Consider the following 25,094-nt stretch of genomic DNA (forward strand, 5'->3'; position numbering starts at 1 on the left):
GCGCTAGGGGCAGCTTAGGCGGCCTCGTCCTCGCCCGCCTGCTGGCGCGTCCAGAGCTGGGCATAGCGCCCGCCGCGCGACAAGAGCGCGTCATGGGTGCCCTGCTCGACGATCTCGCCCTTTTCCAGCACCACGATCTTGTCGGCCTCGGCGATGGTGCTGAGGCGATGGGCGATGGTGATCACCGTGCGCCCCTCGCCCGCAAGGGCCAGCGCTTCCTTGATCTCCTGCTCGGTCTCGGTATCCAGCGCGCTGGTCGCCTCGTCCAGCAGCAGGATCGGCGGGTTCTTGAGCAGGGTGCGGGCGATGCCGACCCGCTGTTTCTCGCCCCCCGACAGTTTCAGCCCGCGCTCACCCACCTTGGTGTCATAGCCTTCGGGCAGCGAGGCGATGAAGTCGTGGATCTGGGCTGCACGCGCCACCGCTTCGACATCGGCCTGGGTGGCGTTCTCGCGACCATAGGCGATGTTGTAACGGATCGTGTCGTTGAACAGCACCGTGTCCTGCGGCACCACGCCGATGGCGTCATGCAGGCTGGTCTGGGTCACATCCCGGATGTCCTGCCCGTCGATGCACAGCGCGCCGCCGGTCACATCGTAGAACCGGAACAACAGCCGCCCGATGGTCGACTTGCCCGAGCCGGTGGCCCCAACGATGGCCACGGTCTGTCCCGCCGGCACGTCGAGTGTCACGCCCTTGAGGATCTCGCGATCCGCCTCATAGCCGAAGCTCACATCCGTCAACGTGATCGCGCCGCCACTGACCTCGAGCGGCGCGGCGTCCACTTTGTCGCTGACCTCGGCGGGCTGTTCCAGCAGGTCGAACATCTCGCCCATATCGACCAGCGCCTGCCGGATCTCGCGATAGACGGTGCCCAGAAAGTTGAGCGGAACGGTGATCTGGATCATATAGGCGTTGACCATGACGAAATCGCCCACGGTGAGTTGCCCCGCCTGTACCCCCAGCGCTGCCAGCACCATGACCCCGATCAGGCCGCAGGTGATCAGGAAAGATTGGCCAAAGTTGAGAAACGCCAATGAATACGAGGTCTTGAGCGCCGCGCTGGCATAGGCCTGCATCGACTGGTCATAGCGGTTCGCCTCCCGTTCCTCGGCGCCGAAATACTTGACCGTCTCGAAATTCAGCAGGCTGTCGATGGCGCGCTGGTTGGCCTCGGTATCCTGATCGTTCATCTCGCGGCGCAGTTTGACCCGCCATTCGGTCACCGCGAAGGTGAACCAGATATAAAGCGCGATGGTTCCCACCACCACGGCCAGATACCAGACATCGAACAGGTACATCAGGATTGCCGCCACCAGCACCAGTTCCAGGATCAGCGGCCCGATGGAAAACAGCATGAAGCGCAAGAGGAACTCGACCCCCTTGACCCCGCGCTCGATGATCCGGCTCAGCCCTCCGGTCTTGCGGGTGATGTGATAGCGCATCGACAGCCGGTGGATATGGCGAAAGGTCTCCAGCGCCAGCGCCCGCAGCGCCCTTTGCCCAACCGGCGCGAACAGCACGTCACGCAACTGCTGGAACCCCACTGTCATCATCCGTGCCACGCCATAGGCAACGGTCAACCCGACCGCGCCCAGTGCTAGCGGCGGCACGCCCTCGCCCGCCAGCGCGTCGACCGCGCCCTTGTAGAGGATGGGGGTATAGACCGCGATCAGCTTGGCCAGCACCAGCATCGCCAAGGCCGCCACCACGCGGCGTTTCACCCATCCCTCGCCCTCGGGCCAGAGATAGGGCGCCACCCGGCGCAGGGTGCGCCAGCCCGAGCGGCGCTCGGCGGATGCGGTCTGATCCGCCGGGGCTGTGTGTGCCAGTCGTCTCATCACGTACCCTCGTTGCGGTCAGAGCGTCGGTTCGGGGTAACCCCTGGAGCGTGGCGGCACAAGGCCGCCGCTTACTCGGGCACGGTAAAGACCTGGCCGGGATAGATCAGGTCGGGGTCGCGGATCGCATCGCGATTGGCCTCGAACACCTTGACGTAGAGCACGCCATCGCCATAGCGCTCGCGTGAAATCGCCCAGAGCGTATCGCCCTTCTGCACGGTGACCGCGCGCACCGGTGGCTGTTGGGGTGTGGTGCCCGGCTCTGCCGCAGGCTTGGCCGGGCGCAGCACCTCGGGCGCCTCGCGCTTGAACGGGGTTTCCAGCCGGCTCAGCACCGCCCCCTGCGCATCCAGCTCGTCCAGCCGCAGCGTATAGACACCGGGCGCGATATCCACGATCTCGCCGCGCCATTTGCCCAGCGCATCGGCGGTCATGTCGGCCACCGCGCGATTGTCGAAATAGGCCCGGACCAGGGAGCCGACATTGGCGCGGCCCGCAAGGCGCACATTGCCCGCATCGTTATAGCCGATCGTGTCCAGCGCCACCCGGAGGGGTTCCGCGGTCTGGGGTTGCTCGGCGGGCTGGACCAGTTCCACCCCGCTCTCGTCCGAGCGCAGAACCGCCACACGGGCGGGCGTTTCGGGCGTGGCGGCGGGTTGTGGCGCCTCGGCGGTCTGCTGTTCGGCGGTCTGTTCGGTGGCGGGCTGTTCGCTGACAGCCGGTTCGGTTGCGGCGGGCGTGGCCGGATCCGCTGTTGCCGCGGCGGTCTGTTCCGGTGAGGTGGGCTGCGGTGCGGGCTGGGGCGCCTCGGTAGACTCAACCAGCTCCGACTGCGGCTGGGGCGCGACGGTCGTCGCCTCGGAACTTTCGATCACGGGCGTCTGAGCCGCGTCCGCTGCGGGTGCCGCGGCACGCGCGGTGTCCGTGGCGGGCGCCGGTTCGGCTTCATTTGTCGCCGGCGCGGGTTCGACGGGGTCGACCGGTTGCGCTTCGGGCTTGACCTCGGCGGGTTCGGGTTGCGCCTCGGGCGTGGCCTCGTCAAGCTCGACGGGTTCGGGCTGCACCTCGGGCGTGGCCTCGGCAACCGCGACCGGCTGCGGTTCGGGCAGCGGGGCAAGGATGTAATCGCCAGACAGCGCCTCTTGCCCGTCGCGGGCGGCGCGCAGGGTCAGAACGCGGGCGGCGGCGCTGAACGGCACCGTCAGGAACTCGGCGAATTTACCATCGCCGGGCACCTCGAAATCATGCAGTGCCGCGCCATCCAGCAGCACCGCGATTCGCGCGCCTGCGGGCGCGGTACCCGAAAGCAGCGCGGTGCCGTCGGGCTCGACAAAGATCTGATCCAGGACCGGCGCACCAAGCACGGCCAGCTGTTCCGCTGTCTCAACCGGAGCGGCGGCTGCTTCGGGCGCGGCCTCGCTCTCTGCTTCGGCGGTGGCTTCCGGTTCCGGCGTGGCGGTCTCGGCTGTGGCCTCGGGTTCCGAAGCAGGCGCGGCTGCGACTTCTGGCACGGGGTCGGACTTGGCTTCAGCCGCTGGCTCGACCGCTGCAACCGCGGGGTTTTCCTCTTTTTCTTCAGAATCTTGTGGAGCATTGGCCACAACGGGAACCGGCGCTGCCGGATCCTGCCTGCCCCCGATCACCCCACCGAAATAGAGCCCGGCCACCCCGGCCACCAGAACGCCCCCCGCAACAACTGCCCAGCCAAACCCGCCAAGCCCCCCGGTTCCGGTTTCTCCTGCCATGTCCGTCCTTCCCCATTCACGGATCAGACTCACGGCCCGGTCCGTCCCATCACGGTTGAGCCGCCCCGCCGTTCCCGATATCAGAGCCCCATCTCTCTGTTCACGGAATCCCGGAAAGGCCGCTCATGACCGTCAAATCCGTTTGTATCTATTGCGGATCGCGCGCCGGAGCAATGCCCGCCTATGCCGAGGCGGCCCGCCGGATGGGCGCGCTGCTGGCCGAGGCCGGCTGGCGGCTGGTCTATGGCGCCGGCGATGTGGGCCTGATGGGAGAGGTCGCGCGCGCCGCCCAGGCCGCCGGCGGCGAGACCTTTGGCGTGATCCCGGTGCACCTGCTGCGGCGCGAGGTCGGCAAGACCGACCTGAGCACCTTCGTCGTCACCGAAACCATGCACGAGCGCAAGAAGGTCATGATCATGAATGCCGACGCGGTCGTGGTGCTGCCCGGCGGCCCCGGCTCGCTGGACGAGTTGTTCGAGGCGCTGACCTGGCGCCAGCTGGGCCTGCATGACAAGCCCATCCTGGTGATGAATGTGGACGGTTACTGGGACCCGTTGCGCGCATTGATCGAGCGCACGGTGGACCACGGCTTTGCCGATGCCTCGCTGGCGGATTACCTGACCTGGGTCGATACGCCCGAAACCGCCATGACGGCCCTGCGCGCCGCCCTGTCCTGACGGACCAGCGACAGCGAAAACACCGCCACCGCCCCCCAGATCAGCGCAAAGGCGATGCCGTGCCAGCGGGTGAAGGGCTCGCCAAAGATCACCACCGCGCACATGAATTGCAGGGTCGGGTTGATATATTGCAGCACGCCCACCGTCGACAGCGGCACCCGGCGCGCGGCATAGCTGAACAGGATCAGCGGGATAGCCGTCAGTGGCCCCGACCCGATCAACAGGAGAGAAGTGGTCAGATCGCCGCCAAACGCCCCCTGCCCGCGCAGATGGAACCAGGCCAGCACCGACAAGAACAACGGCATCATGATCACGATCTCGGCAGTGACCGAGATCACCGGCCCCAGCGGCAGGAATTTCTTGACCGCGCCATAGAGCGCAAAGCTGCAAGACAGGATCAGCGCCACCCAGGGTGCCACGCCCAGCCCCCAGGTCAACAGGGCCACAGCCAGCGCCGCCAGCACCACCGCCAGCCATTGCCCGCCGCTCAGCCGCTCGGCAAACCAGAACCGTCCGATGAGCACCGCGATCAGCGGAAAGATGTAATAGCCCATCGAGGCCTCGGTGGCGTGTCCTAGCTGGATCGACAGGATGAAGACGAACCAGTTGAGCGAGATCATCACCGCCGCCAAAGCAATCAGCCCGGTCTGGCGCGGGCCGGCATAGGCGCGGCGCAACTCTCCCAGCCGCCCCTGCATCGCCAGATAGACACCGAACAGCAGGACAGACCAGAACGTGCGATGCGACAGCACCTCGGGCGGGGGCACATGCGCGAGCAGCTTGTAATAGAGCGGCGAAAGACCCCAGACCAGACAGGTTCCGATCATCGCCAGAATACCGCGCCCGCGCTCGTCCATGCCCTACCCCTGCCCGATACTGGGCGGTATTACCCCTACCCACATTACCGGGCGGTGATGCCCCGCCCTGCACCGCTTAGCAAGCGCGAGTTTTGCCTCAATCGGTCCAGTCCAGATGGCGGCGGCCCGGGTCCATGAAATGCTCGACCATGACCGGGGTTGCCAGCGCATAGGCCTCTTCCAGCGGCAGCTCCAGATGCCGCTGGAGCGTTTCAAGCCCGCGCCGCAGCGGTGCCTGGTTGCGCGCCGCCAGCGTGCCTGCCAGATCGGCCACATAGGCCGCTAGGGCCGCCTCGGGCAGGATACGGTTGATCAGACCTGCCGCTAGCGCCCAGTCGGCGTCATAGGTGGCCCCGCTCAGCGCCATCTCGGTAACCGCGCGGCGCCCGATCACCCGTGACACGGCCACCGCGGGCGTGGTGCAAAACCCGCCATTCTGCACCCCGGGCAGGCAGAATCGCGCAGCAGGAGAGGCATAGGCCAGATCGCAGGCCGCCATCAGTTGCAGACCGGCGGCGGTTGCGATCCCCTCGACCATGGCGATGGTGGGCTTGGGGCAGCGCGCCAGATCCAGCATCAGCGCGCTGCACGCCTCAAACAGGTCGGTGACGAAGGCCCGCCCCTCGTCCGGGTCGGCCCGGTGACGCGCGATTTCCTTCAGGTCGTGGCCCGCACAAAAGATGCGCCCCGGCCCGTGAATCACCATCACATGGACCCGGTCATCTGCCATTGCTCGCCGCACCGTCTCATGCAGCGCCTCGATCATCGCCCGCGACAATGGATGGGCCGGCGCCCGGCCCAGAGTCAGAGTCAAAACCCCGGCCTCCAGTGTCCTGCCCACCAGTGGTTCCTGCGGCATCTCGATCATGCACTCTACCTCCAGGTCGCAGAATGCCCTCTGCAACTCCACCTGGCCAGCCCCTTCATTTTGCTCAAAAGAACTCCGGTGGAGGTGAAAAACTCCTCGATCTCATTGTCTGAGGCAGCACCCATGCCCTGCCCAGCTCAGCGCCTGTTGATCAGCACGATCCCCGCCGCCACCAGTCCCAGCGCCAGCCACACCAAAAGCCCCACCTGCTCGCCCAACAGCAGCCAGCCCAGTATCACCGCCAGCACCGGCGACAGAAAGCTGAACGAGGCAACGCCGTTGGCCCGGTAAACGGCCAGCAGCCGGAACCAGATCAGGAAGCCCAGGCCCACCACGCCAACCGCCTGAAACATCAGGCCGGCCCAATGCAGCAGCTCGGGCGTGCGCAGGGTCTCACCCGTCAGCGGCGCCAGCAACAGCAGCAGCGGCGCCGAGATCACCAACTGGCTCATCAGCTGCATCTCTGCCGGTACCTGACCCAGCGGTGTCAGCCGCACCCCCAGCGCGATCGCCGCCCAGCACATGGCAGCAAACATGGCCAGCACGTCGCCCAAAAGGCTTACATGTGCGGCATCGCGCTCTATCAGCGCCAGCACCACCCCGCCCATGGCCAGCACCAGCCCCAGCACCCGCATGCCCGAAAGCCGTTCGCCAGGCAGCAGCAGATGTCCGCCCAGCGCCAGCCAGACCGGCATCGAATAGAACAGGATCGAGACTCGCGAGACCGAGGTCAGATCAAGCGCGGCAAACAGCGCCATGAACTCGACGGTAAAGAGCAGCCCGGTGATCAGCGCCCCCATAAGGGCCGCGCGCGGAAATGCGATGGGTTTGCGCAACAGGCGCATCCAGACCAGCACAAAGACCAGCGCCAGGGTTGAGCGCAGCCCGGCCTGGAACAGCGGGCCAAAGCCACCGCCAGTGATCTTGATCACCACCTGATTGAAGGCCAACAGCGCGGCAATGCCAATCAGGGCGGCCGCTCCGGCCGCATCGACGGGACGTTTCTCTTCCATCCGCCCACAGGAAGGCCGGGTCCTGCACATGTCAAGCAGATCCCGCGAACGGCCCCTTGCACCCCGCCGCGCGCTGCCGCATGACGGGGGACAGGATCCATGACGCAACCGATGACGATAGCCCCGACGCTGCGCCTTGCCAGCTACAACATCCAGAAATGCGTGGGCCTCGACCTGCGCCGCCAGCCGCGCCGTATCGTTCAGGTACTGGGGGCGCTCGGCGCCGATATCGCAGTACTGCAAGAGGCCGACAAACGCCTGCCGCCGCGTCCCGCCGCCCTGCCGCATTTCGTGCTACAGGAGGCCGGCTGGAACGTGGTGGACCTGGGCGGCGCCGGATCACTGGGCTGGCACGGCAATGCAGTGATCTGGAAGGGCGCCGGCATCACCCAGCTTGCGAGCGCCCATCACGACCTCCCGGGTTTCGAGCCGCGCGGCGCGGTACGGGTCGAGTTCGATACCCCAATCGGATCGCTGCGGGTTCTGGGCCTGCATCTTGGCCTGCTCGCAGCCTCGCGCCGGGACCAGATCGTGCATCTCGCCCACGATCTGGAGCGGCTGCCGCCGATGCCCACGGTCTGGGCCGGCGATTTCAACGAATGGTCGCGCCAGCCTGTGCTGGACCATCTGGCGCCGATGCTGCGCTTCCTTCCGGCCCGGCCCAGCTTTCCGGCGCCGCGCCCGCTGGGCGCTTTGGACCGGATCGCGCACAGCGCGGAGCTGAGCGCCGTTGCGCATGGCGTCTTTGCCGAGCGTCCCGCCCCCATCGCCTCGGATCACCTGCCGGTCTGGGCCGATCTCACGCGTCCGGACTGACAACCCTCAAACGGCGCACAGGCTTCTTTCTGCTCGGACATTTTTCCCGGGGGGCGAAAAAATTCGACGAATTTTTTCAGCAGCAGCACCCTGTCATGCCTCATCCGGCAGGCTGACGATGCCGCCGCCCACCAGCGCGCCCACGCCGGTGGTGCCGGGGCACGAGGTCGGCAGGCCGCGCGCCACCCGCACCGCCAGATAGGCGAAGGCCTGCGCCTCGAGCATGTCGCCATCGAGCCCGACGCTTTCAACCGGTTCGACGGCACAATCCAAGGACACCTGCAACATCTCCATCAGCACCGGGTTATGCCGCCCGCCGCCGGTAACCAGCACCCGCGCGGGCGGGCGCGGGCAATGTTCCATCCCCTGCGCCACCGCTGCCGCGCACATACCCGTCAGCGTCGCCACCGCGTCGCTGTCGCTGAGTTCGGACACCAGCCCGATCATCTCGGCAAAATCGTTTCGGTCCAGCGACTTGGGCGGCATTCTTGCAAAATATGGTTCGGCCAGGAACAGTTCCAGCGCGCCGGTCTCTACAGTCCCGCCCCGCGCCACCGCGCCGCCCTCGTCCATCGGAAACCCCAACCGCGCCTGCATCAGGTCGTTGACCGGCGCATTGGCCGGACCGGTGTCAAAGGCCAACAGAGCGCCGGGCACCTCGGGCCGGTCATAAGCCGGGTCCACATAGGTCAGGTTGCCCACTCCACCGAGGTTCAGGAAACACAAGGGCTCGCTCGCGCCGATCCACTTGGCGCAGGCAAAGTGGAAAAACGGCGCCAAAGGCGCGCCCTCACCGCCCAGCTGCACATCGTCGCTGCGGAAATCCCAGACCACCGGCCGCCCCAGGGTCGCCGCCAAAGCCGCGCCATCGCCCACCTGAAGCGTGCCCCGCCCGCGTGGCTCATGCGCCAGGGTCTGGCCGTGGAACCCCACCAGATCGACACCCTCGAACCCGGCCAGCGCCTCGGCATGGGCGCGCGTCACCAGATCGCCCGCCGCCTCGACCTCGGGCCCGCTCCAGCGCCCCAGCCCGGCACGCAGCACGCTGCGTTCCTCGGGCGCATAGGCGCGGTACCCCACCGGCCCGAACCCAAAAATCGTCAGACCATCGGTCTCGACCACCGCCGCATCGACCCCGTCCAGCGACGTGCCCGACATCGCCCCCAGCGCCGTGACCGGCCCCTCTCGCCCGATGGCCCTCTTCATGGCCTTTTCCTTTGTTCAACTGCCGCCTATAAGTGCCCCGCAATCCAACCCCGAGGCAAGACATGACCTACCATCCCAAATCGGATTTCATCGCGGTGATGATGGAGCGCGGCTTTCTCGCCGACTGCACCGATTACCAGGGCCTCGACGAGGCGCTGATCAAGGGATGCCAGCCCGGCTATATCGGCTTTGACGCCACCGCCAAATCGCTGCATGTGGGCAGCCTCATCCAGATCATGATGCTGCGCTGGCTGCAAAAGACCGGGCACAAGCCGATCACGCTGATGGGCGGCGGCACCACCAAGGTGGGCGATCCGTCCTTCCGCGCCGACGAACGCCCGCTGCTGACGCCCGCGCAGATCGACGAGAACATCGCCGGGATCCGCAAGGTATTCGCCGCCTATATCGACTATGACAGCGGCGCCGAGAACGCGGCCCTGATGCTGAACAACGACGAGTGGCTGGCCGATCTGAACTATCTCGATTTCCTGCGCGACATCGGGCGGCATTTCAGCGTCAACCGGATGCTGTCGTTTGAGTCGGTGAAATCCCGCCTCGACCGCGAACAATCGCTCAGTTTCCTCGAATTCAACTACATGATCCTGCAAGCCTATGATTTCATGGAGCTGAACCGCCGCTATGGCTGTATCCTGCAAATGGGCGGCTCGGACCAGTGGGGCAATATCGTCAACGGTATCGACCTGACGCGCCGGGTGATCGACCACGAGGTCTATGGCCTCACCTCGCCGCTGCTGACCACCTCGGACGGCAAGAAGATGGGCAAGAGCCAGGACGGCGCCGTCTGGCTCAACCCCGACATGCGCTCGCCCTATGAATTCTGGCAGTTCTGGCGCAACACCACCGATGCCGATGTGGGCCGCTTCCTCAAGCTATACACCGAGCTTCCGGTGGGCGAATGCGACCGTCTGGGCGCGCTGGCGGGCTCCGAGATCAACGCCGCCAAGGTGATCCTTGCCAACGAGGTCACCACGCTCTGCCACGGGGCCGAGGCGGCCGCCGCGGCCGAGGCCACCGCCCGTGAAGTGTTCGAAAAGGGCGGCATCGGCGACGACCTGCCCACGCTGACGCTGGGCGCCGCCGACCTGCCCGCCTCCATCGTGCAGTTGATCGTCAAGACCGGCCTCGCCAAATCCGGCAAGGAGGCCAAGCGCCTCATCGCCGAGGACGGCGCCCGTCTGAACGACGCGCCGCTGACCGATGCGGGGATGATGATCGAGGCGGGTGACCTCACCCAACCGATCAAGCTCAGCGCAGGCAAGAAACGCCACGCGCTGGTACAGCTGGCGTAAAACAACCGCCCCTTCATTTCGCCCCAAATACTCCGGGGGTGAGGCCCGCTAGGGCCGAGGGGGCAGCGCCCCCTTGCCCCGACTGGGCTCAGAACAGGGCCATACCCCCCAAACCCAGCAGCAGCACAGCGGACAGGATCGCCGCCAGCAAGGCGGCGACCGCCCGCGTCAGTCTCGGGGCGGCGATACCCTGGCCAAATACCCGTTTCATACACGCATTAACCCGGTCTTAGGTTTCAAACCGGTTAATGGCGCCATGTGCGACACCCCCGCCCCCGATGCGCCCCCCTTGCAGCAAAGCGCCGAATTCGCCGCCGCACTGGCGCTTTGCGGCCAGCGGGCGGCGCGACTGGATGACGGAACACTGGTGCTGACACGGCGCATTGGCGGGCTGCCCATCGCCCTGCTCAGCCGTGCCCGGCTTGCCCCGCCGACCCTGCCCGACCTGCTCGCCCGCGCCGGGTTGCGCCGCAGCCTGATCCTGATGAACCCGGACACACCCTGCCCGGGTCTCCAACGGCTGGGCGCGGTGCCATTGATCACCCCGGCCCATGTGGCCGAACTGGACCTGACCGGCGACCTGATGGCCGGGTTGCACCAGAAATGGCGCAACCGCCTGCGCCATGCCCGCGGCCAGGGCTTGCGCGTGACCCAAGGCCCGCTGCCGCTGGACCCCGCGCATTGGCTGCTCATCGCCGAGGCCGCGCAACAACGCGCGCGCGGCTATCGCAACTGGCCCATCGCCCTGACGCTGGCCCATGCGCGCGCCAATCCCGGCGCGGCGCAGCTGTTCACAGCCCACCAAAGCGGCACCCCCGTCGCGGGCCTGCTGATCCTGCGTCACGGCACGGCGGCGAGCTATCACATCGGCCACAACACCCCGGCGGGCCGCGCCGCCAGCGCCCAGACCCTGCTGATGTGGCAGGCGATGACATGGCTCGCGGCCCAAGACGCGACCCGGCTTGACCTCGGCCCGGTGGAGACCGAGCAGACCCCCGGCCTGACCCGGTTCAAGCTGGGCACCGGCGCCCGCGCCCGCCCCCTTGGCGGTACCTGGGCCTGGTGGCCGCCTATGGGCAAAACGTTGCGTCCGCTGGCCTGGCTCGACCGCAGGCGTATGCAACAATGCTGGACAGACGCCCCCGCCCCGGATTATTGAACATATGTTCATATCAGGGAGAGGCCCATGCAACTCGACACAACCGCAGCCGTGATCACCGGCGGCGCCTCCGGTCTGGGCGAGGCAACCGCCCGCTATTTCGCCGAGAACGGCGCGCAGGTGACTATCCTCGACCGCGATGCCGAACGCGGTGAAAAGGTCGCCGCCGAGATCGGCGGGCATTTTGCCCAGACCGACGTGACCAGCGAGGACTCGGTCGCCGCCGCCATCGCCCACGCCATGGAGAAGATGGGCAAGATCACCGCCGCGGTGAACTGCGCCGGTATCGCCTATGGCATCAAGACGGTGGGCAAGGAAGGCGCGCATCCCCTGGACGCCTTCCAGCGCACCATCGACATCAACCTGGTCGGCAGCTTCAACGTCGCGCGCCTGGCCGCCGTCGAGATGGCAAAGAACGAACCCGAACCGGATGGCGCGCGCGGCGTGATCATCAACACCGCCTCGGTCGCGGCCTTTGACGGGCAAAAGGGCCAGGTGGCCTATTCCGCCTCCAAGGGTGGCGTTGTGGGCATGACCCTGCCGATGGCGCGCGATCTGGCCTCGACCGGGATTCGGGTGATGACCATCGCACCCGGCATCTTCCTGACGCCGATGCTGATGGGCCTGCCTGAAGAGGTGCGCGCAGGTCTGGCCGCCGATGTGCCGAATCCCGCCCGCCTGGGAGACCCGCGCGAATACGGCCGTCTGGCCGGGTTCATCGTCGAGATGGGCTATCTCAACGGCGAGGTGATCCGCCTCGACGGCGCCCTGCGGATGCGCTGAGCCTTTGGCCCGTGGCCGGTCTTACCCGGCCTCGGCCTTTTCTTCCAGCGTCAGCCATTCCTCTTCGGCGGCAGCGAGTTTCTCTTGCCGCTGCACCAGCGCTTCGGTCGCTTTCTGGAACTTGACCGGCTCACGGGTATAAAGCTCGGGGTCGGCCATCAGCTCTTGCAACTTGGCAATCTCGGCTTCAAGTCGGGCGATCTCGGCCGGCAGCGCCTCGAGCCGGTGCTTTTCCGAGAAGGTGAGGCCCGATTTCGGCTTCACCTCTTGCTTTACCTTTGGCGCAGAAGATTTTGATTTCACATCTTCTTTCGGCGCATCCTCGCCCCGTTGCGCGCGATAGTCCGTCCAGCCTCCGGCATAGACCACGGCACGGCCATCCCCCTCCATTGCAACCGTGGTAGTGGCGACGCGGTCGAGGAAATCGCGGTCGTGGCTGACCAGCAGCACGGTGCCGTCGTAATCGTCCAGAATTTCCTGCAACAGGTCGAGCGTTTCCACATCCAGATCGTTGGTCGGTTCGTCCAGCACCAGCACATTCGAGGGTTTCGCCATCAGCCGCGCCAGCAACAGCCGCGCCTTTTCACCGCCCGAGAGCGATTTCACCGCCGCCCGCGCCTGGCGTTCGTCGAACAGGAAATCCTTGAGATAGGCGACCACATGTTTGGGCTGGCCGCGTACCATGACCTGATCGGCCTTGCCCGACACGCGCATCTCGGGGTCGCTGGTCAGGCTGTCCCACAGGCTCATCTCGGGGTCGAGCTGGGCGCGGGTCTGGTCGAATACCGCGATCTCCAGATTGGTGCCCAGCCGAACGGTGCCGCTGTCCGGTTCGACCTGCCCCAGCAGCATCTTGAGCACGGTGGTCTTGCCCACCCCATTGGGACCGACAAAGGCGACCCGGTCGCCGCGCAGCACGGTCAGGTCCAGCCCGCGCAGGATGGGCTTGCCATCGAACGCCTTGGTCAGGCCCTGCGCCTCGATCACCTTTCGGCCCGATTTCGGACCCGAATCCAGCGACATCGCCGCCGTGCCCTGACGCTTGATCTGCGAGGCGCGTTCGGCCCGCAACGCCTGAAGCGCGCGCACCCGGCCCTGGTTGCGCTTGCGCCGGGCGCTGATGCCTTCGACCGCCCAGCGGCTTTCGGATTTGATCAGCCGGTTCAACTTGTGGCGGGCGGTGTCCTCGTCCTCCCAGACCTTGTCGCGCCAAGCCTCGAAATCCTCGAACCCGCGCTCTTGCCGACGCACCATTCCCCTGTCGATCCAAAGGGTTGCGCGCGTCAATGCACGCAAAAAGGCGCGGTCGTGCGAGATCAGGACAAAGGCGGCGCGGGTGGCCGATAGCTCGCGCTCGAGCCAGCCGATTGCCTCGATATCCAGATGGTTGGTCGGCTCGTCCAGCAACATCAGCTCGGGCGCCTCGGCCATCAGCTTGGCCAGCGCGGCGCGGCGCCGCTCGCCGCCCGAGGCGGTCTCGACCGCGCGGGCGGGGTCGAATTTCAGCCCCTCACCGGCGCGCTCGACCTTGTAGAGCTCGCCCGGCTCCAGCCCGCTCGCGGCGTAATCGCCCAAAGTGGCGAACCCGGTCATGGTCGGGTCCTGCTCCATGTAACCGACCGACTTGCCGGGCGGGATCACGATCTCGCCCGCGTCGGGTTCGACCAGCCCGGCCATCACCTTCATCAGGGTGGATTTGCCCGACCCGTTGCGCCCGACAAGCGCCACGCGGTCACCCGGCTGAACCACCAGATCGAGATCGGAAAATACCGGCTCGCCGCCGAAGGTCAGCGAGATACCGGTCATCTGCAACAGAGGAATACGTGCCATGCCCGCCAGCTAAACCGCGCCCCGCATGGCGTCAACGCCCCTTGTGTGCCCTCCAGGCTCAGGACCCATTAATCCTGAGCCTAGCCCGCCACTGCCCGCAACAGCCGCTTGCGGGCGGGCGGGATGGCGCCGATCTCGAGCCCGGTAAACACATGCAGCGTGTTCATCTGCCGGTCCACCACCGCGTGGTCGCTGACCCAGCCGCCCATCAGCAGATAGGTCCTGAGCAGCGGCGGCATGCGCAGCATCGCCTTCTTGGCGTCGGGCTTGCGCCGCAGGCGGGCGGCGAATCGGAACACGTCGGGCGCCTTGACCCGCGGCAGCCAGCGCTTGGGCGCCAGATGACGGTGCTTCAGCATCGCGAAGGCATCAAGATAATCGGCCGTCTCGATCCCGGCGAAAGAAGAGCAGCCAAACAGCATCTGCACCCCGGTGCGGTCGACAAAGGCGGTCATAGCCCCCCAGGCCACGCGCAGGATATCGGCGTCGTGATGATCGGGATGGATGCAGAACCGGCCCATCTCGACCATGCGGCCCTCGAAGCTTTGCAGACCCGCCAACTCGTAGAATTGCGCCGAATAGCTGCGCCCGATCTCGGCGCCACCCTCCATCGTCAGCATGCGAAAGCAGCAGACCAGCGCAGCGCCCTGTCGCATGTCCTCGACCAGAATGTGGTCGCAGACAGTGTCGAACCGATCCCGGTCGGGTGTCGCGGTACGAAAGGCCCGTGTCCGCAGCGCCTGAGCCGCGGCGATATCCGCAGGCCCCTGCGCCAGACGCGCGCGATAGCGGCCTTTGCTCAACAGTACGGTATCCGGCATCACGCGGCCCTCCACTGAACAGGTCAAACCTAGTGGGCCGACCCCTAGCACACAAGATGTGACGCCGGGGTGACAGGTATTGCCGATCAGTTGATCACGTTGGCGGGGTTGAAACTGCCCAGGTTGCCCAGCAGCTGGCGGATAAAGGTCTTGTCCTCGACGCTGGAGCTGGTCACGCGCCGCTCCAGCGGTATGATGCGCCCGTCTTCCAGCCCGTAGCGCTCGATATTGCGGACCACGCCGCGCTGGTCAAAGCTGATCGCCACCAGTTCGCGCGAGACGACCTGCGGCGCACGGGCGCCGTAATGGCGCATGCGGGTCGCGACATAGTAATAACCGCTTTCGTTCAGCAGACCCGAGGAACTGGGGGTGCCCACGGCCTCGACCACGCTGTCGCGGGTATCGACCCCGACCTGGATCGCGGCCAGCTCTTCGGCGGTGGGCACATAGCCGTGATTGCGGTAGATGGCGGTACAAGCGGTCAGCGCACCGACGGTGAGGCCGATAGCCACGATGCGGAACACCGGTTTCAGCAGCCCTGCGGTCTTTGACATTCCTGCCCCCTTGCCTTGGCCTTGCGCGCCTTTTATCCCGATTACAGAAACCTTTGCTCCGGTTCAACAGACGAAAGCGCACCAATGTCCGACGAAACCGTGTTGCGGGTCGCAGATCTGCCACAAAACAGCGTCACCGCCTTCGACCTGCGCCCCGGCCCTGCCCGACTGGCCGAGATCGCCCAGGATCTGGGTCTGGACGGCCTGCGCAAGCTGCGATTCAGCGGCACGATCCGGGCCGAGGGCAAGCGGGACTGGCGGCTTGAGGCCGAGTTGGGCGCCACCGTGATCCAGCCCTGCGTCGTCACGCTGGACCCGGTCACCACCCGCATCGACACCCGGCTGACCCGGCTGTTTCTTGCCGATTGGACCGATCCTGACGAGGAAGAGGCCGAAATGGCCACCGAGGATGACGAGGCCGAACCGCTGCGCGCGACCATCGACCTGGACGCGGTGATGTGCGAGGCACTCGCGCTGAATCTGCCCGCCTATCCCCGCAAAGAGGGCGTCGAGCTGGGCCAGGCGGGCTTCACCGAGCCTGGAAAACAGGCAATGACGGACGAGGAAACCCGCCCCTTTGCCGGGCTGGCCGCGCTGCGCGAAACCCTCAAAAAAGACTCATGACAAGGGCGGTGAAACCTGCCATAGGGAGCGGTCAGAAAAACCCCTTGAACGTGGCGAGAATCGCAGTATTTTCGCGCGCTCAATCGGATTTAGGGTTGGACAATGCGAAGGCCGCGGCCTAAACGCTCGTCACGCCTTCTGGGAAACGAAGAATGAAACCGGCCTGCGGCGCTGTCTGCGGCCCTTAGTTAAGACAAAGGTTGAGACAATGGCTGTCCAACAGAACAAAGTATCCAAATCGCGTCGCAACATGCGCCGTGCGCATGACGCCCTGGTTGCTGCCAACCCGAACGAATGTGGCAATTGCGGCGAGCTGAAGCGCCCGCACCACGTCTGCGCCGCCTGCGGCCACTACGACGACCGCGAGGTTGTTGCCCAGGCCGACGAGATCGAGCTGGACGAAGACGCGGCCTAAGCCCGATCTGGAGCAGGCCACGGCATGACGGCTCAACCCGATCAGACCGGCAGTGCGTCCGGACAGATCATCATCTCGGTTGACGCCATGGGCGGGGACGCGGGTCCCTCGGTCGTGGTGGCAGGCATTGCGAAATCGGCAAAGAAGAATCCCGAAGTGGGGTTCATTCTGCACGGCCCCGAAGACAGGCTGAGAAAGCTGGTCGCCAAGCGGCGCGTTCTGGACGGACGCGTCGTTTTTCGTGATTGCGCCGATGTGGTCACGATGGAGGACAAGCCCAGCCAGGTCGTGCGCAACGGCAAGAACACCTCGATGTGGTCGACGCTGGAATCGGTGCGCAGTGGCGAAGCCGCCGGCGCGGTCAGCTGCGGCAATACCGGAGCGCTGATGGCGCTCAGCATGTTGCGGTTGCGGCGTTTGCCGGGGGTGACCCGCCCGGCCATTGCGATTCTATTCCCCTCGGGCAATCCGCAGGGGTTCAACGTGCTGCTGGACGCGGGTGCCGATATCCGCGCCGATGCCCGCGACCTGCTGCAATATGCGCTGATGGGCGCCTCCTATGCCCGCAACGGCATGAACCTGCCCCGCCCCCGTGTCGGACTGCTCAATGTCGGTACCGAAGAGCACAAGGGCAAGGCCGAGCTGAAAGAGGCGCAGGCGCTGATCGCGGACTACGCGGATCGCGCAAATTTCGAATTCGTAGGCTTTGTCGAAGGCAGCGACATTCCCGGCAAACGATGTGACGTGATCGTCACGGACGGGTTCACCGGCAATGTGGCGATCAAGACCGGCGAAGGCACTGCGCGGATGATCGGCTCGCTCTTGCGCGAGGCCTTCAAATACTCGCCGCTGTCGCGGCTGGCCTCACTGCTCGCGGTGACTTCGCTCCAGCGGCTCAGCAAGCGGATCGACCCGCGCCGCGTGAATGGCGGCGTATTCCTGGGGCTGAACGGTACCGTGATCAAGTCGCATGGCAGCGCCGATGCCACCGGCATCTCGGCGGCGGTCAAGCTTGCGTTCACTCTCGCGCAATCAGGTTTTGCTGAGCGGCTGGCTGCCCGGGTTGCATCCGCCGCCGCCCTTACCCAAGATGAACCAGCCCCAGCCGGGGCCCAGGCAGAAGAACAAGAAAGCAGGTAAAATCAATGGCAGGCCGCGCAGTTGTCAGAGGTGTCGGGCACTATCTTCCCGAACAGATCGTTCCCAACGCGGCATTCGAGAAAACCCTGGATACGACCGACGAATGGATTCGGACCCGGTCGGGGATCGAACGGCGCCATTTCGCCGCCAAGGACGAGACGACCTCGGACCTTGCCACCCGTGCCGCAGAGGCCGCGCTGGCCGATGCTGGGATGACCGCCGACCAGCTGGATGCCATCGTTCTGGCAACCTCGACCGCCGACCTCACCTTTCCGTCGGCGGCCACGATGGTTCAGGCGCGGCTGGGGATGACCAATGGCTATGCCTTTGACGTACAAGCGGTTTGCGCGGGATTCGTCTATGCGCTGAGCAACGCCAACGCACTGATCGTGTCGGGTCAGGCCAAGCGGGTACTGGTGATCGGCGCCGAAACCTTCAGCCGGATCATGGACTGGACCGACCGTTCGACCTGCGTGCTGTTCGGTGATGGCGCCGGGGCGCTGGTGCTGGAATATGAAGAGGCCGCAGGCACCCCGCAGGACCGGGGGATCCTGTCGGTCGATCTGAATTCCGACGGCCGCTACAAGGACCTGCTTTACGTCGATGGCGGCGTGTCGACCCAGACCACCGGCCATCTGCGCATGCAGGGCAACCAGGTGTTCCGCCACGCTGTCGAGAAGCTGGCCCAGACCGCCGAGACCGCTCTGGGCAAGGCCGGGCTGAGCAGCGCCGATGTGGACTGGATCGTGCCGCATCAGGCCAATATCCGTATCATCCAGGGCACCGCCAAGAAGATGGGCCTGCCGATGGACAAGGTCGTGGTGACGGTGCAGGACCATGGCAACACCTCGGCCGCCTCGATTCCGCTGGCGCTGTCGGTGGGCAAGGCGCGCGGCCAGATCAAGACCGGCGATCTGGTCGTGACCGAAGCAATCGGCGGCGGCCTGGCTTGGGGTGCGGTGGTTCTGCGCTGGTAGCGGCCTATCCTGCGCTTTGCAATTCATTGATATTGACAGGGAATTTCCTGACCCCCTATGCTTTGTCAGCAACAGGGGGTCGGCATGAGTGACAAAACTCTCACAAGGATGGATTTGAGCGAGGCGGTTTTCCGCGAAGTGGGCCTGTCTCGCAATGAAAGCGCACAGCTGGTGGAAAGCATGCTGAACCACATGTCCGACGCGCTGGTGCGCGGCGAACAGGTGAAGATCTCGTCCTTCGGCACCTTCAGCGTGCGGGACAAATCCGCCCGGATCGGGCGTAATCCCAAGACCGGCGAGGAAGTCCCGATCCAGCCGCGCCGGGTCCTGACCTTTCGCCCTTCGCACCTGATGAAGGAGCGGGTTGCCGCCGGAAACCGCAAGTAAATCAAAGGGTCCGTTTTCATGAGCAAATCGCCCGACGCCTTTCGCACCATCTCGGAAGTCGCGGAATGGCTGGGGGTGCAGGCCCATGTACTGCGGTTCTGGGAGAGCAAGTTCAGCCAGGTCAAACCGGTCAAGCGTGCCGGCGGGCGCCGTTATTACCGGCCCGCGGACATGCAGTTGCTGGGTGGCATCAAGAAGCTGCTGCATGACGATGGCATGACCATCAAGGGCGTGCAGAAACTGTTGCGAGAACAGGGCGTCGCCCATGTTTCGGGCCAGTCGCAGGATCTGGAGGATTCGGCCTCTCCGAGCCCGCAAAGTGGCGGCAACGTGGTCCGGTTCAATGCCCAGCCCTCTGACAGGGACAGCGCCATACAGTTCGACATGGACCTGGGCGAACCTGTCCCGACCGAGGTTCTGCAAAAGATCGTCGCCGATTCGTCCCCCGCCCCGTCTGAGGACGACGAAGAGGACGAGACCCCCGGAGATGTCGAGATTCTGTCTGCGCCCGAGCCGGCTGTGGACCCTGTTCAGAACAAGACCTCCGAGGATGCGGTCGAAGACACCCCCCCACAAGAGGCCGACGCACCGCCCCGTCCACTTGCCATCGAAGTGGCCGATGTCCCCGCCGACGATGACATCGAGGCAGAGCCGGGCCTGCTGACGGCACTTGCTGAAATCCACGACCTGCCCGCCGCTGCGCAGTCCGGCATCCTTCCTCTGGCCACCAAGTTGCAGAGCTGGCTGGACCGGCAGGCGGGATAAGAAAAAAGGGTATGTTTTCCTCTTGCCCCTGCCGGGAAAACCGGTATGAACACCACATCGTCGGGCTATGGCGCAGCCTGGTAGCGCGTCCGTCTGGGGGACGGAAGGTCGCAGGTTCGAGTCCTGCTAGCCCGACCAAATCACACCGACGTAACGAAAAAATGGCAGACCAGGGCCTCTGGACCGCGGAGGGAACGGGATGACCGGCGTGTGCCCGAACCAGCAGATCGAGGCAATGATCGCAGGCGGAGGAATCCGTGCCGAACCGCCGGTTCTGCCTGAACAGATCCAACCCGCCAGCCTGGATTTGCGTCTGGGCGCCGTGGCGTATCGCGTCCGGGCCTCGTTTCTGGCGGGGGCCGGCCACAGCGTTGCCGACCGACTGGCCGAGTTCGAGATGCACCGGATCGACCTCAGTCAGGGCGCGGTTCTGGAAAAGGGCTGCGTCTACCTGGTGCCGCTGATGGAATCGCTGGCCCTGCCCGCTGAAATCAACGCGGTCGCCAATGCCAAAAGCTCGACCGGGCGGCTGGATCTCTTGACCCGCACCATCACCGATGGCGGGACCGAGTTCGACCGCATTCCCGCAGGCTACACCGGACCGCTCTATGCCGAGATCTGTCCGCGCTCGTTTTCCGTGCTGGTGCGGCCCGGCATGAGGCTGAACCAGATCCGGTTCCGGCGCGGTCAGGCGGTGCTGGACGATACCGCCCTACGCGCGCTGCATGCCGAGATGCCGCTGGTCGATGGCCCGGCGGTGATTCAGGATGGGTTGGGCTTCTCGGTCGATCTGCGCCTGCCGGGCAGCGATCTGGTTGGATATCGGGCCAAACCGCATACCGGCGTGATCGACCTGGAGCGGATCGGCGCCTATGATCCGGCGGAATACTGGGAAGAGGTGCGCAGCCGAGATGGCCGCATCATCCTCGATCCCGGTGCGTTCTACATCCTCGTGAGCCGCGAAGCGGTGCATATCCCGCCGCTCTATGCCGCCGAAATGGCGCCCTATCTGGCTATGGTGGGCGAATTCAGGGTGCATTACGCGGGTTTCTTCGATCCCGGTTTCGGTCATGCACAGGCCGGTGGCGCCGGTTCGCGCGGGGTGCTTGAGGTGCGCTGTCACGAAGCGCCATTCGTGCTGGAGCACGGGCAGATCGTTGGACGGCTGGTCTATGAAAAGATGGCCGAACAGCCCACCCAGCTATACGGCGCGGGCATCGCGTCGAATTATCAGGGCCAGGGGCTGAAGCTGTCGAAACACTTCAAGACCCCCCAATAACCCTCTGTCACTACAGCTCTTGTTCGTTTCGAGCCGCGCGACGCGCCTGGCGCATCTCACGGATCCGCTCGCGCTCGGGATCGGGTTCCGGTTGGTGTTGCGGCGACGGAGCCTTGCGCGATTTGCGCCCCAGATTCGACATCGCGTCAAAGCCCGCATTGACGCCGCCATTCACCGCCCGGCGCACCACCGTGCGGACGATCATGTCGATTAGCTGGTTCACGTTCATGATTTTTTCCTCTTTGCTGCCCGGGCAGAGACATAGCATCGAATTTGGGAAATTTCAGGGCCTCGGCATCAATCTTCTTCAAAAAGCTCGGATTGACCTTCGTTCTCCTCGCCCTCTTCACGGGCCTCGGCAATCGGCAAGGCGCCCGGCGGGGGGCGGTTTTCCAGCAGCCCGGCGGCGCGCAGTTCTTTCAGCCCCGGCAGGTCGCGGGCGCTTTCCAGCCCGAAATGGTCCAGGAAATGCGGCGTCACCACAAAGGTGACCGGGCGGCCCGGTGTCATCCGGCGGCGGCCCAGACGGATCCACTCCATTTCCAGCAACTGGTCGATGGTCCCCCGGCTGACCGAGACGCCCCGGATCTCTTCGATCTCGGCGCGGGTCACCGGCTGGTGATAGGCGATGATCGCCAGCGTCTCGATCGCCGCGCGCGACAGTTTGCGGGTCTCGACCGTTTCCTTCTGCATCAGAAAGCCGAGGTCGGGCGCGGTGCGGATGGCCCAGCCCTCGCCCACCTGCACCACCCGGACGCCGCGCCCCTCGTAGCGTTTGCGCAGCATTTCAAGCGCCCGGGCCGGGTCGCTGCCATGGGGCATGCGCGCGGCCAGATCGCCAACGCCCACCGGGTCGGGGCTGGCAAACAGCACCGCCTCGACCATGCGTTCCTGTTCCGCCAGCGGCGGCGCCTCGAACAGGCTTTCGGTGCTTTCCTCGGGCGCGTCGCTCATGTCTCGGTATCTTTCTTGCGCAGGTGGATCGGGGCGAAGAGCTCGCTTTGCCGGATTTCCAGATGGCCCTCCTTGACCAGTTGCAACGAGGCGGCAAAGGTCGCCGCCGTGGCCGAGCGGCGGCGCACCGGGTCCTTGCCCCAGCCTTCGGGCAGATAGCTGGCCATATCGGTCCAGCTGCCCGCGAACCCGATCAGCCCGCGCATCCGTTCCAGCGCCTGTTCCATCGTATAGACCTTGTCACGATCCATCACGAAGGGGCGGAATTCGTCGCGGGTGCGGATGCGGGCATAGGCCTGCATCAGGTCCAGCAGCGAGGCGGAATAGGTCACGGTGCGGATACGGGCGATATCCTCGCCCTTGCCCCGGCGGAAAAAGTCGCGCCCCAGCTGGTCGCGCCCCATCAGCCGCGCGGCGGCATCGCGCATCGCCTGCAAACGCTCCAGCTGAAAGGCTAGATGCGCAGCCAGTTCCTCGCCCGAGGGGCCGTCCTCATCCGGGTCTGGCGGAAGCAGCAGGCGCGATTTCAGAAAGGCCAGCCAGGCCGCCATCACCAGGTAATCGGCGGCCAGTTCGATGCGCAGCGCCTTGGCGCGTTCGACAAAGGCCAGGTATTGCCGCGCCAGTTCCAGCACCGAGATCTTGCGCAGATCCACCTTTTGCGTGCGCGACAGGGTCAAGAGCAGGTCCAGCGGCCCCTCGAACCCGTCCACATCGACGATCAGCGCCTCGGCGGCCAGCCGGTCGGTAACCGAGGTCGGTTCTTCGCTGAAAAGGTTATCCGTCATACACCTGCCCGCCCATGAGGCGAGATAGTTCCGCCTCGGCGGCGGGGATGTCAAGTTCCCCCGGCGGCTGACGCAAGGCCAGCGCCCGTTCCGCCCGCGCCTGGGCCTCTGCACGCATCCGGCCAGCAGCCCCGGCAGCGGCGGCGCGCTCGGCCAAGGTCTGATTGCAGACCAGCGCCACGTCGCATCCGGCGGCCAGCGCCTGTGCGGTCTTGTCGGCGATCGAGCCTGCCAGCGCCTTCATCGAGATATCGTCGGTCATGATCAGGCCCTGAAACCCGATCCGTTCGCGGATCAACGCCATCATCACCGGCGAGATGGTGGCGGGGCGCGGGTCGATCCGGTCATAGACCAGATGCGCCGTCATCCCCATCGGCATGTCTTTGAGCGCCCGGAACGGGGCAAAGTCGGTGCTATCCAGCGCCTCGGCCGCAAGCGCCACATGCGGCAGGTCATGGTGGCTGTCCAGCGTGGCGCGGCCATGGCCGGGCATATGTTTGACCACCGGCAGCACGCCGCCGTCCAGATGCCCCTGCGCCACGGCACGGCCCAGCCGGGCCACGGTTTCCGGGTCAGAGCCGTAACAGCGGTTCCGCAGGAACGGATGGGTGTCGTCGCGCGCCAGATCGAGCATCGGGGCGCAGTTGCTGTCGATCCCCACCGCGCGCAGCTCATGCGCGATCAGCCGGGCGCGCAGATACATCGCGCGCTCGGCGCCTGTGCCAGCCCGCGCCACATGATCGAGCGGGGGGAGCCAGTTGCGTGCCAGCGGCGGGCGCAGACGCTGCACCCGGCCACCTTCCTGATCGACGGTGATCACGCAGTCGCGGCCCACCGCATCGCGCATCTCTGCGCACAGCGCGCGGACCTGATCGGCGCTGTCGACATTGCGGGCAAACAGGATGAAGCCAAAAGGATCGGCCTCGCGAAACAAGGCCTTTTCATCGGCGCTAAGCCTCAGCCCCTCGGCATCGAGGATGGTGGCGCCATAGCTCACCGGGTGGTGACCGGGATACAGTCGGCGCGCTCGGCCACCAGAACCGAGCAGAAATGCCGGGCCTCGGCAAGATCGTCGAACCCGGCGGCGCGCAGGCGATAGAAAGTGCGCCCGCCGCTCGAGGCCTCCTGGATCACCCGCTGCTTGCCGTCGAGATATTCACCAAATCGGCCATTCAGCCGGTCCCATTCCGCCCGCGCGATCTCGGGGCTGTCATAGGCGCCCAGCTGGGCCAGGCGTGTGCCCACCGGCAGGCTGGCCGGGTCCAGATCCACCGCGGTGGCGGCGCCAACAGCGGCGGTCACTGCCGCATTCATGGCCGCGCGTGCCTCGGTCTCGGCCGGAACCGAGCGCTGCGGCCGGGTCTGGGGACGCAGCGACCGGGCAACGCCGGGTTCGTCCACCAGTGCAAGTTGCGGGTTCTCGGCCAGCAGGTCGGCCGGGTCGATGGCGGGCAAAGGTTCGGGCTGTTCGATCGAGGCGGTGCGGCTGGCGCCCTCGTCCAGCAGGGCGCTCTCGCGCGCTTCCAGCGGCGCGGTGCCTTCGGTCAGTTCCGCCACCAGCCTGTCGATATCGCCATTGCGAAACGCCTCGACGGCTTCGGGATCGGCCGCATCGACCTCAAGCGAAGCAGGGGTCGGACGCAACTCGTCCATCGGCAGGTCCTCTTCGCTCAGCGACACAGGGCGCGGCGCCAGAACCAGACGGTCGGCGGGCGGCGCGGCGCTGCCCGCGGCGGCCACGGTGTTGACGGCAAGGCCCTGATGATCGGCGGGGGTACCACCGGGTTTGTCAGGCTGGATGCGCATCGGCCCCTCGACCGCGCGCACGACCGGGACACCGCTGACATCGCGCATCACCAGCTTGTAGCCCCAGATACCGATGCCCACGACCAGCGCCAACGATCCGACCGCACCCGCCACGCTGATCGCGCGGGCAAGACCCGGTCGCGCGGGTGCATGACCGTAATCTTCGCCCATGTCCTCGGCAAGGGCCTCGTCCTCGACGTCCAGCCCCATGCCAGGCATCTGATAGCTATACTGCACCTGGTTCGGGTTCACGTGACCCGTGTAATCGAAACTCGCCATATCCGCCTCACTGCCCTGTCACGCAATTCGTTGATCACGCGAAGGAATTTCTTGAAACTGCCTCGGCCGACGGTTTGGGCGGTGTTATATCGAGTTACCGCATCTCCTCCGCCGGAGTGACGCCAAGAATAGCAAGACCGGCTGAAATCACAACCGCCACCGAACGGGCCAGCGCGATTTTTGCCTGGCTTGTGCCTTCA

28 protein-coding genes and 1 tRNA gene are annotated in these 25,094 nt (G+C 65.8%); 13 read left to right on the plus strand and 16 right to left on the minus strand.

The genetic code is table 11. The annotated features are described in order from the left end of the window. Nucleotides 1-14: 14 nt before the first annotated feature. Nucleotides 15-1,841 (minus strand): ABCB family ABC transporter ATP-binding protein/permease, encoded by a 1,827-nt coding sequence (locus AC2FNY_RS03805; RefSeq protein ID WP_234166255.1) that lies wholly within the window; start codon nt 1,839-1,841, stop codon nt 15-17. Between the two features lie 71 nt (nt 1,842-1,912). Further along, nucleotides 1,913-3,586, minus strand: coding sequence for a LysM peptidoglycan-binding domain-containing protein (locus tag AC2FNY_RS03810; RefSeq protein ID WP_496801676.1), 1,674 nt, complete (start codon nt 3,584-3,586; stop codon nt 1,913-1,915). Between the two features lie 125 nt (nt 3,587-3,711). Here AC2FNY_RS03810 and AC2FNY_RS03815 point away from each other — a divergent pair, with 125 nt between their 5' ends. After that, nucleotides 3,712-4,263 (plus strand): LOG family protein, encoded by a 552-nt coding sequence (locus tag AC2FNY_RS03815; protein ID WP_496801677.1) that lies wholly within the window; start codon nt 3,712-3,714, stop codon nt 4,261-4,263. Here the strand turns inward: AC2FNY_RS03815 and rarD are convergent. The 3 genes from rarD to AC2FNY_RS03830 form a co-directional block, all read right to left on the minus strand. Then, nucleotides 4,200-5,120, minus strand: coding sequence for an EamA family transporter RarD (gene rarD, locus AC2FNY_RS03820; protein ID WP_496801678.1), 921 nt, complete (start codon nt 5,118-5,120; stop codon nt 4,200-4,202). The genes AC2FNY_RS03815 and rarD overlap by 64 nt on opposite strands. A gap of 97 nt (nt 5,121-5,217) precedes the next feature. Beyond that, complete coding sequence (locus tag AC2FNY_RS03825) at nt 5,218-5,988, minus strand: enoyl-CoA hydratase-related protein (protein WP_234136320.1); 771 nt, start codon at nt 5,986-5,988, stop codon at nt 5,218-5,220. A 137-nt stretch (nt 5,989-6,125) separates the two neighbouring features. Further along, complete coding sequence (locus AC2FNY_RS03830; protein WP_234166252.1) at nt 6,126-7,001, minus strand: DMT family transporter; 876 nt, start codon at nt 6,999-7,001, stop codon at nt 6,126-6,128. 111 nt (nt 7,002-7,112) lie between these two features. On the opposite strand from AC2FNY_RS03830, the gene AC2FNY_RS03835 reads away from it, so the two are divergent. Further along, a complete protein-coding gene (locus AC2FNY_RS03835; RefSeq protein WP_496801679.1) occupies nt 7,113-7,817 on the plus strand; it encodes an endonuclease/exonuclease/phosphatase family protein in 705 nt (234 codons plus the stop codon). A gap of 93 nt (nt 7,818-7,910) precedes the next feature. On the opposite strand, the gene AC2FNY_RS03840 is transcribed toward AC2FNY_RS03835, so the two are convergent. Next, entirely contained in the window at nt 7,911-9,023 is a 1,113-nt protein-coding gene (locus AC2FNY_RS03840; RefSeq protein WP_496801680.1) for an anhydro-N-acetylmuramic acid kinase, read from the minus strand. Between the two features lie 62 nt (nt 9,024-9,085). On the opposite strand from AC2FNY_RS03840, the gene tyrS reads away from it, so the two are divergent. Then, nucleotides 9,086-10,333, plus strand: a complete 1,248-nt coding sequence (gene tyrS, locus AC2FNY_RS03845; RefSeq protein ID WP_496801681.1) for a tyrosine--tRNA ligase — start codon at nt 9,086-9,088, stop codon at nt 10,331-10,333. Nucleotides 10,334-10,421: 88 nt separating this feature from the next. Here the strand turns inward: tyrS and AC2FNY_RS03850 are convergent, their stop codons facing one another. Further along, nucleotides 10,422-10,544, minus strand: a complete 123-nt coding sequence (locus tag AC2FNY_RS03850) for a hypothetical protein (RefSeq protein ID WP_496801682.1) — start codon at nt 10,542-10,544, stop codon at nt 10,422-10,424. Between the two features lie 45 nt (nt 10,545-10,589). Between AC2FNY_RS03850 and AC2FNY_RS03855 the strand changes: the two genes are divergently transcribed. Both AC2FNY_RS03855 and AC2FNY_RS03860 read left to right on the plus strand, forming a co-directional pair. Continuing rightward, entirely contained in the window at nt 10,590-11,492 is a 903-nt protein-coding gene (locus AC2FNY_RS03855) for a GNAT family N-acetyltransferase (RefSeq protein WP_496801683.1), read from the plus strand. A 27-nt stretch (nt 11,493-11,519) separates the two neighbouring features. Next, nucleotides 11,520-12,275 (plus strand): 3-hydroxyacyl-CoA dehydrogenase, encoded by a 756-nt coding sequence (locus tag AC2FNY_RS03860; RefSeq protein WP_234145464.1) that lies wholly within the window; start codon nt 11,520-11,522, stop codon nt 12,273-12,275. Between the two features lie 21 nt (nt 12,276-12,296). On the opposite strand, the gene AC2FNY_RS03865 is transcribed toward AC2FNY_RS03860, so the two are convergent. The 3 genes from AC2FNY_RS03865 to AC2FNY_RS03875 form a co-directional block, all read right to left on the minus strand. Beyond that, nucleotides 12,297-14,105 carry an ABC-F family ATP-binding cassette domain-containing protein gene (locus AC2FNY_RS03865; RefSeq protein ID WP_496801684.1) on the minus strand — a complete coding sequence of 603 codons (1,809 nt, stop codon included), beginning with the start codon at nt 14,103-14,105 and terminating at the stop codon, nt 12,297-12,299. An 80-nt stretch (nt 14,106-14,185) separates the two neighbouring features. Continuing rightward, entirely contained in the window at nt 14,186-14,926 is a 741-nt protein-coding gene (locus AC2FNY_RS03870; protein WP_496801685.1) for a GNAT family N-acetyltransferase, read from the minus strand. An 86-nt stretch (nt 14,927-15,012) separates the two neighbouring features. Beyond that, entirely contained in the window at nt 15,013-15,480 is a 468-nt protein-coding gene (locus AC2FNY_RS03875; protein WP_496801686.1) for an outer membrane protein assembly factor BamE, read from the minus strand. An 84-nt stretch (nt 15,481-15,564) separates the two neighbouring features. Between AC2FNY_RS03875 and AC2FNY_RS03880 the strand changes: the two genes are divergently transcribed. The 8 genes from AC2FNY_RS03880 (at nt 15,565) to AC2FNY_RS03915 (ending at nt 21,067) form a co-directional block, all read left to right on the plus strand. Continuing rightward, nucleotides 15,565-16,104: a YceD family protein gene (locus AC2FNY_RS03880; protein WP_496801687.1), complete on the plus strand. Its 540-nt coding sequence runs from the start codon at nt 15,565-15,567 to the stop codon at nt 16,102-16,104. A gap of 208 nt (nt 16,105-16,312) precedes the next feature. Then, nucleotides 16,313-16,519: a 50S ribosomal protein L32 gene (gene rpmF, locus AC2FNY_RS03885; RefSeq protein ID WP_011048200.1), complete on the plus strand. Its 207-nt coding sequence runs from the start codon at nt 16,313-16,315 to the stop codon at nt 16,517-16,519. A 24-nt stretch (nt 16,520-16,543) separates the two neighbouring features. Continuing rightward, complete coding sequence (gene plsX / locus AC2FNY_RS03890) at nt 16,544-17,659, plus strand: phosphate acyltransferase PlsX (protein WP_496801688.1); 1,116 nt, start codon at nt 16,544-16,546, stop codon at nt 17,657-17,659. A gap of 5 nt (nt 17,660-17,664) precedes the next feature. Continuing rightward, a complete protein-coding gene (locus AC2FNY_RS03895; RefSeq protein ID WP_234136308.1) occupies nt 17,665-18,636 on the plus strand; it encodes a beta-ketoacyl-ACP synthase III in 972 nt (323 codons plus the stop codon). Between the two features lie 84 nt (nt 18,637-18,720). Beyond that, entirely contained in the window at nt 18,721-19,023 is a 303-nt protein-coding gene (gene ihfA, locus AC2FNY_RS03900; protein ID WP_234136307.1) for an integration host factor subunit alpha, read from the plus strand. 18 nt (nt 19,024-19,041) lie between these two features. Beyond that, the gene (locus AC2FNY_RS03905) at nt 19,042-19,788 is read left to right on the plus strand and encodes a MerR family transcriptional regulator (RefSeq protein WP_234166244.1); all 747 of its coding nucleotides are present in this window, start codon (nt 19,042-19,044) and stop codon (nt 19,786-19,788) included. Nucleotides 19,789-19,849: 61 nt separating this feature from the next. Further along, nucleotides 19,850-19,926: transfer RNA gene (locus AC2FNY_RS03910), tRNA-Pro, on the plus strand. Between the two features lie 61 nt (nt 19,927-19,987). Next, nucleotides 19,988-21,067 (plus strand): 2'-deoxycytidine 5'-triphosphate deaminase, encoded by a 1,080-nt coding sequence (locus AC2FNY_RS03915; protein WP_496801689.1) that lies wholly within the window; start codon nt 19,988-19,990, stop codon nt 21,065-21,067. Between the two features lie 10 nt (nt 21,068-21,077). Here the strand turns inward: AC2FNY_RS03915 and AC2FNY_RS03920 are convergent, their stop codons facing one another. The 6 genes from AC2FNY_RS03920 to AC2FNY_RS03945 form a co-directional block, all read right to left on the minus strand. Beyond that, nucleotides 21,078-21,296, minus strand: a complete 219-nt coding sequence (locus tag AC2FNY_RS03920; protein WP_234166242.1) for a hypothetical protein — start codon at nt 21,294-21,296, stop codon at nt 21,078-21,080. Between the two features lie 68 nt (nt 21,297-21,364). Further along, on the minus strand, nt 21,365-22,021 hold the full coding sequence (gene scpB, locus AC2FNY_RS03925) for an SMC-Scp complex subunit ScpB (RefSeq protein WP_234145455.1): 657 nt from the start codon (nt 22,019-22,021) through the stop codon (nt 21,365-21,367). Further along, on the minus strand, nt 22,018-22,809 hold the full coding sequence (locus tag AC2FNY_RS03930) for a segregation and condensation protein A (RefSeq protein WP_234136302.1): 792 nt from the start codon (nt 22,807-22,809) through the stop codon (nt 22,018-22,020). The genes scpB and AC2FNY_RS03930 overlap by 4 nt, the downstream gene beginning before the upstream one ends. Next, nucleotides 22,799-23,806 carry a beta-N-acetylhexosaminidase gene (nagZ, locus tag AC2FNY_RS03935; RefSeq protein WP_496801690.1) on the minus strand — a complete coding sequence of 336 codons (1,008 nt, stop codon included), beginning with the start codon at nt 23,804-23,806 and terminating at the stop codon, nt 22,799-22,801. Before nagZ ends, AC2FNY_RS03930 begins: the two co-directional genes overlap by 11 nt. Continuing rightward, nucleotides 23,803-24,894, minus strand: a complete 1,092-nt coding sequence (locus AC2FNY_RS03940) for an SPOR domain-containing protein (RefSeq protein ID WP_234166240.1) — start codon at nt 24,892-24,894, stop codon at nt 23,803-23,805. Before AC2FNY_RS03940 ends, nagZ begins: the two co-directional genes overlap by 4 nt. A gap of 94 nt (nt 24,895-24,988) precedes the next feature. Beyond that, on the minus strand, nt 24,989-25,094 hold a 106-nt coding region (locus AC2FNY_RS03945), incomplete at its 5' end, for a DALR anticodon-binding domain-containing protein (protein ID WP_496801702.1).

The sequence above is a fragment of the Ruegeria sp. BHSC223 genome, from assembly GCF_059613025.1.

What these genes read in the sequence shown, in the direction of transcription:
- AC2FNY_RS03805 (WP_234166255.1), bottom strand. Translation starts at nt 1,841, where the DNA reads ATGAGACGACTGGCACACACAGCCCCGGCGGATCAGACCGCATCCGCC.
- AC2FNY_RS03810 (WP_496801676.1), bottom strand. Translation starts at nt 3,586, where the DNA reads ATGGCAGGAGAAACCGGAACCGGGGGGCTTGGCGGGTTTGGCTGGGCA.
- AC2FNY_RS03815 (WP_496801677.1), top strand. Translation starts at nt 3,712, where the DNA reads ATGACCGTCAAATCCGTTTGTATCTATTGCGGATCGCGCGCCGGAGCA.
- rarD (WP_496801678.1), bottom strand. Translation starts at nt 5,120, where the DNA reads ATGGACGAGCGCGGGCGCGGTATTCTGGCGATGATCGGAACCTGTCTG.
- AC2FNY_RS03825 (WP_234136320.1), bottom strand. Translation starts at nt 5,988, where the DNA reads ATGATCGAGATGCCGCAGGAACCACTGGTGGGCAGGACACTGGAGGCC.
- AC2FNY_RS03830 (WP_234166252.1), bottom strand. Translation starts at nt 7,001, where the DNA reads ATGGAAGAGAAACGTCCCGTCGATGCGGCCGGAGCGGCCGCCCTGATT.
- AC2FNY_RS03835 (WP_496801679.1), top strand. Translation starts at nt 7,113, where the DNA reads ATGACGATAGCCCCGACGCTGCGCCTTGCCAGCTACAACATCCAGAAA.
- AC2FNY_RS03840 (WP_496801680.1), bottom strand. Translation starts at nt 9,023, where the DNA reads ATGAAGAGGGCCATCGGGCGAGAGGGGCCGGTCACGGCGCTGGGGGCG.
- tyrS (WP_496801681.1), top strand. Translation starts at nt 9,086, where the DNA reads ATGACCTACCATCCCAAATCGGATTTCATCGCGGTGATGATGGAGCGC.
- AC2FNY_RS03850 (WP_496801682.1), bottom strand. Translation starts at nt 10,544, where the DNA reads ATGAAACGGGTATTTGGCCAGGGTATCGCCGCCCCGAGACTGACGCGG.
- AC2FNY_RS03855 (WP_496801683.1), top strand. Translation starts at nt 10,590, where the DNA reads ATGTGCGACACCCCCGCCCCCGATGCGCCCCCCTTGCAGCAAAGCGCC.
- AC2FNY_RS03860 (WP_234145464.1), top strand. Translation starts at nt 11,520, where the DNA reads ATGCAACTCGACACAACCGCAGCCGTGATCACCGGCGGCGCCTCCGGT.
- AC2FNY_RS03865 (WP_496801684.1), bottom strand. Translation starts at nt 14,105, where the DNA reads ATGGCACGTATTCCTCTGTTGCAGATGACCGGTATCTCGCTGACCTTC.
- AC2FNY_RS03870 (WP_496801685.1), bottom strand. Translation starts at nt 14,926, where the DNA reads ATGCCGGATACCGTACTGTTGAGCAAAGGCCGCTATCGCGCGCGTCTG.
- AC2FNY_RS03875 (WP_496801686.1), bottom strand. Translation starts at nt 15,480, where the DNA reads ATGTCAAAGACCGCAGGGCTGCTGAAACCGGTGTTCCGCATCGTGGCT.
- AC2FNY_RS03880 (WP_496801687.1), top strand. Translation starts at nt 15,565, where the DNA reads ATGTCCGACGAAACCGTGTTGCGGGTCGCAGATCTGCCACAAAACAGC.
- rpmF (WP_011048200.1), top strand. Translation starts at nt 16,313, where the DNA reads ATGGCTGTCCAACAGAACAAAGTATCCAAATCGCGTCGCAACATGCGC.
- plsX (WP_496801688.1), top strand. Translation starts at nt 16,544, where the DNA reads ATGACGGCTCAACCCGATCAGACCGGCAGTGCGTCCGGACAGATCATC.
- AC2FNY_RS03895 (WP_234136308.1), top strand. Translation starts at nt 17,665, where the DNA reads ATGGCAGGCCGCGCAGTTGTCAGAGGTGTCGGGCACTATCTTCCCGAA.
- ihfA (WP_234136307.1), top strand. Translation starts at nt 18,721, where the DNA reads ATGAGTGACAAAACTCTCACAAGGATGGATTTGAGCGAGGCGGTTTTC.
- AC2FNY_RS03905 (WP_234166244.1), top strand. Translation starts at nt 19,042, where the DNA reads ATGAGCAAATCGCCCGACGCCTTTCGCACCATCTCGGAAGTCGCGGAA.
- AC2FNY_RS03915 (WP_496801689.1), top strand. Translation starts at nt 19,988, where the DNA reads ATGACCGGCGTGTGCCCGAACCAGCAGATCGAGGCAATGATCGCAGGC.
- AC2FNY_RS03920 (WP_234166242.1), bottom strand. Translation starts at nt 21,296, where the DNA reads ATGAACGTGAACCAGCTAATCGACATGATCGTCCGCACGGTGGTGCGC.
- scpB (WP_234145455.1), bottom strand. Translation starts at nt 22,021, where the DNA reads ATGAGCGACGCGCCCGAGGAAAGCACCGAAAGCCTGTTCGAGGCGCCG.
- AC2FNY_RS03930 (WP_234136302.1), bottom strand. Translation starts at nt 22,809, where the DNA reads ATGACGGATAACCTTTTCAGCGAAGAACCGACCTCGGTTACCGACCGG.
- AC2FNY_RS03940 (WP_234166240.1), bottom strand. Translation starts at nt 24,894, where the DNA reads ATGGCGAGTTTCGATTACACGGGTCACGTGAACCCGAACCAGGTGCAG.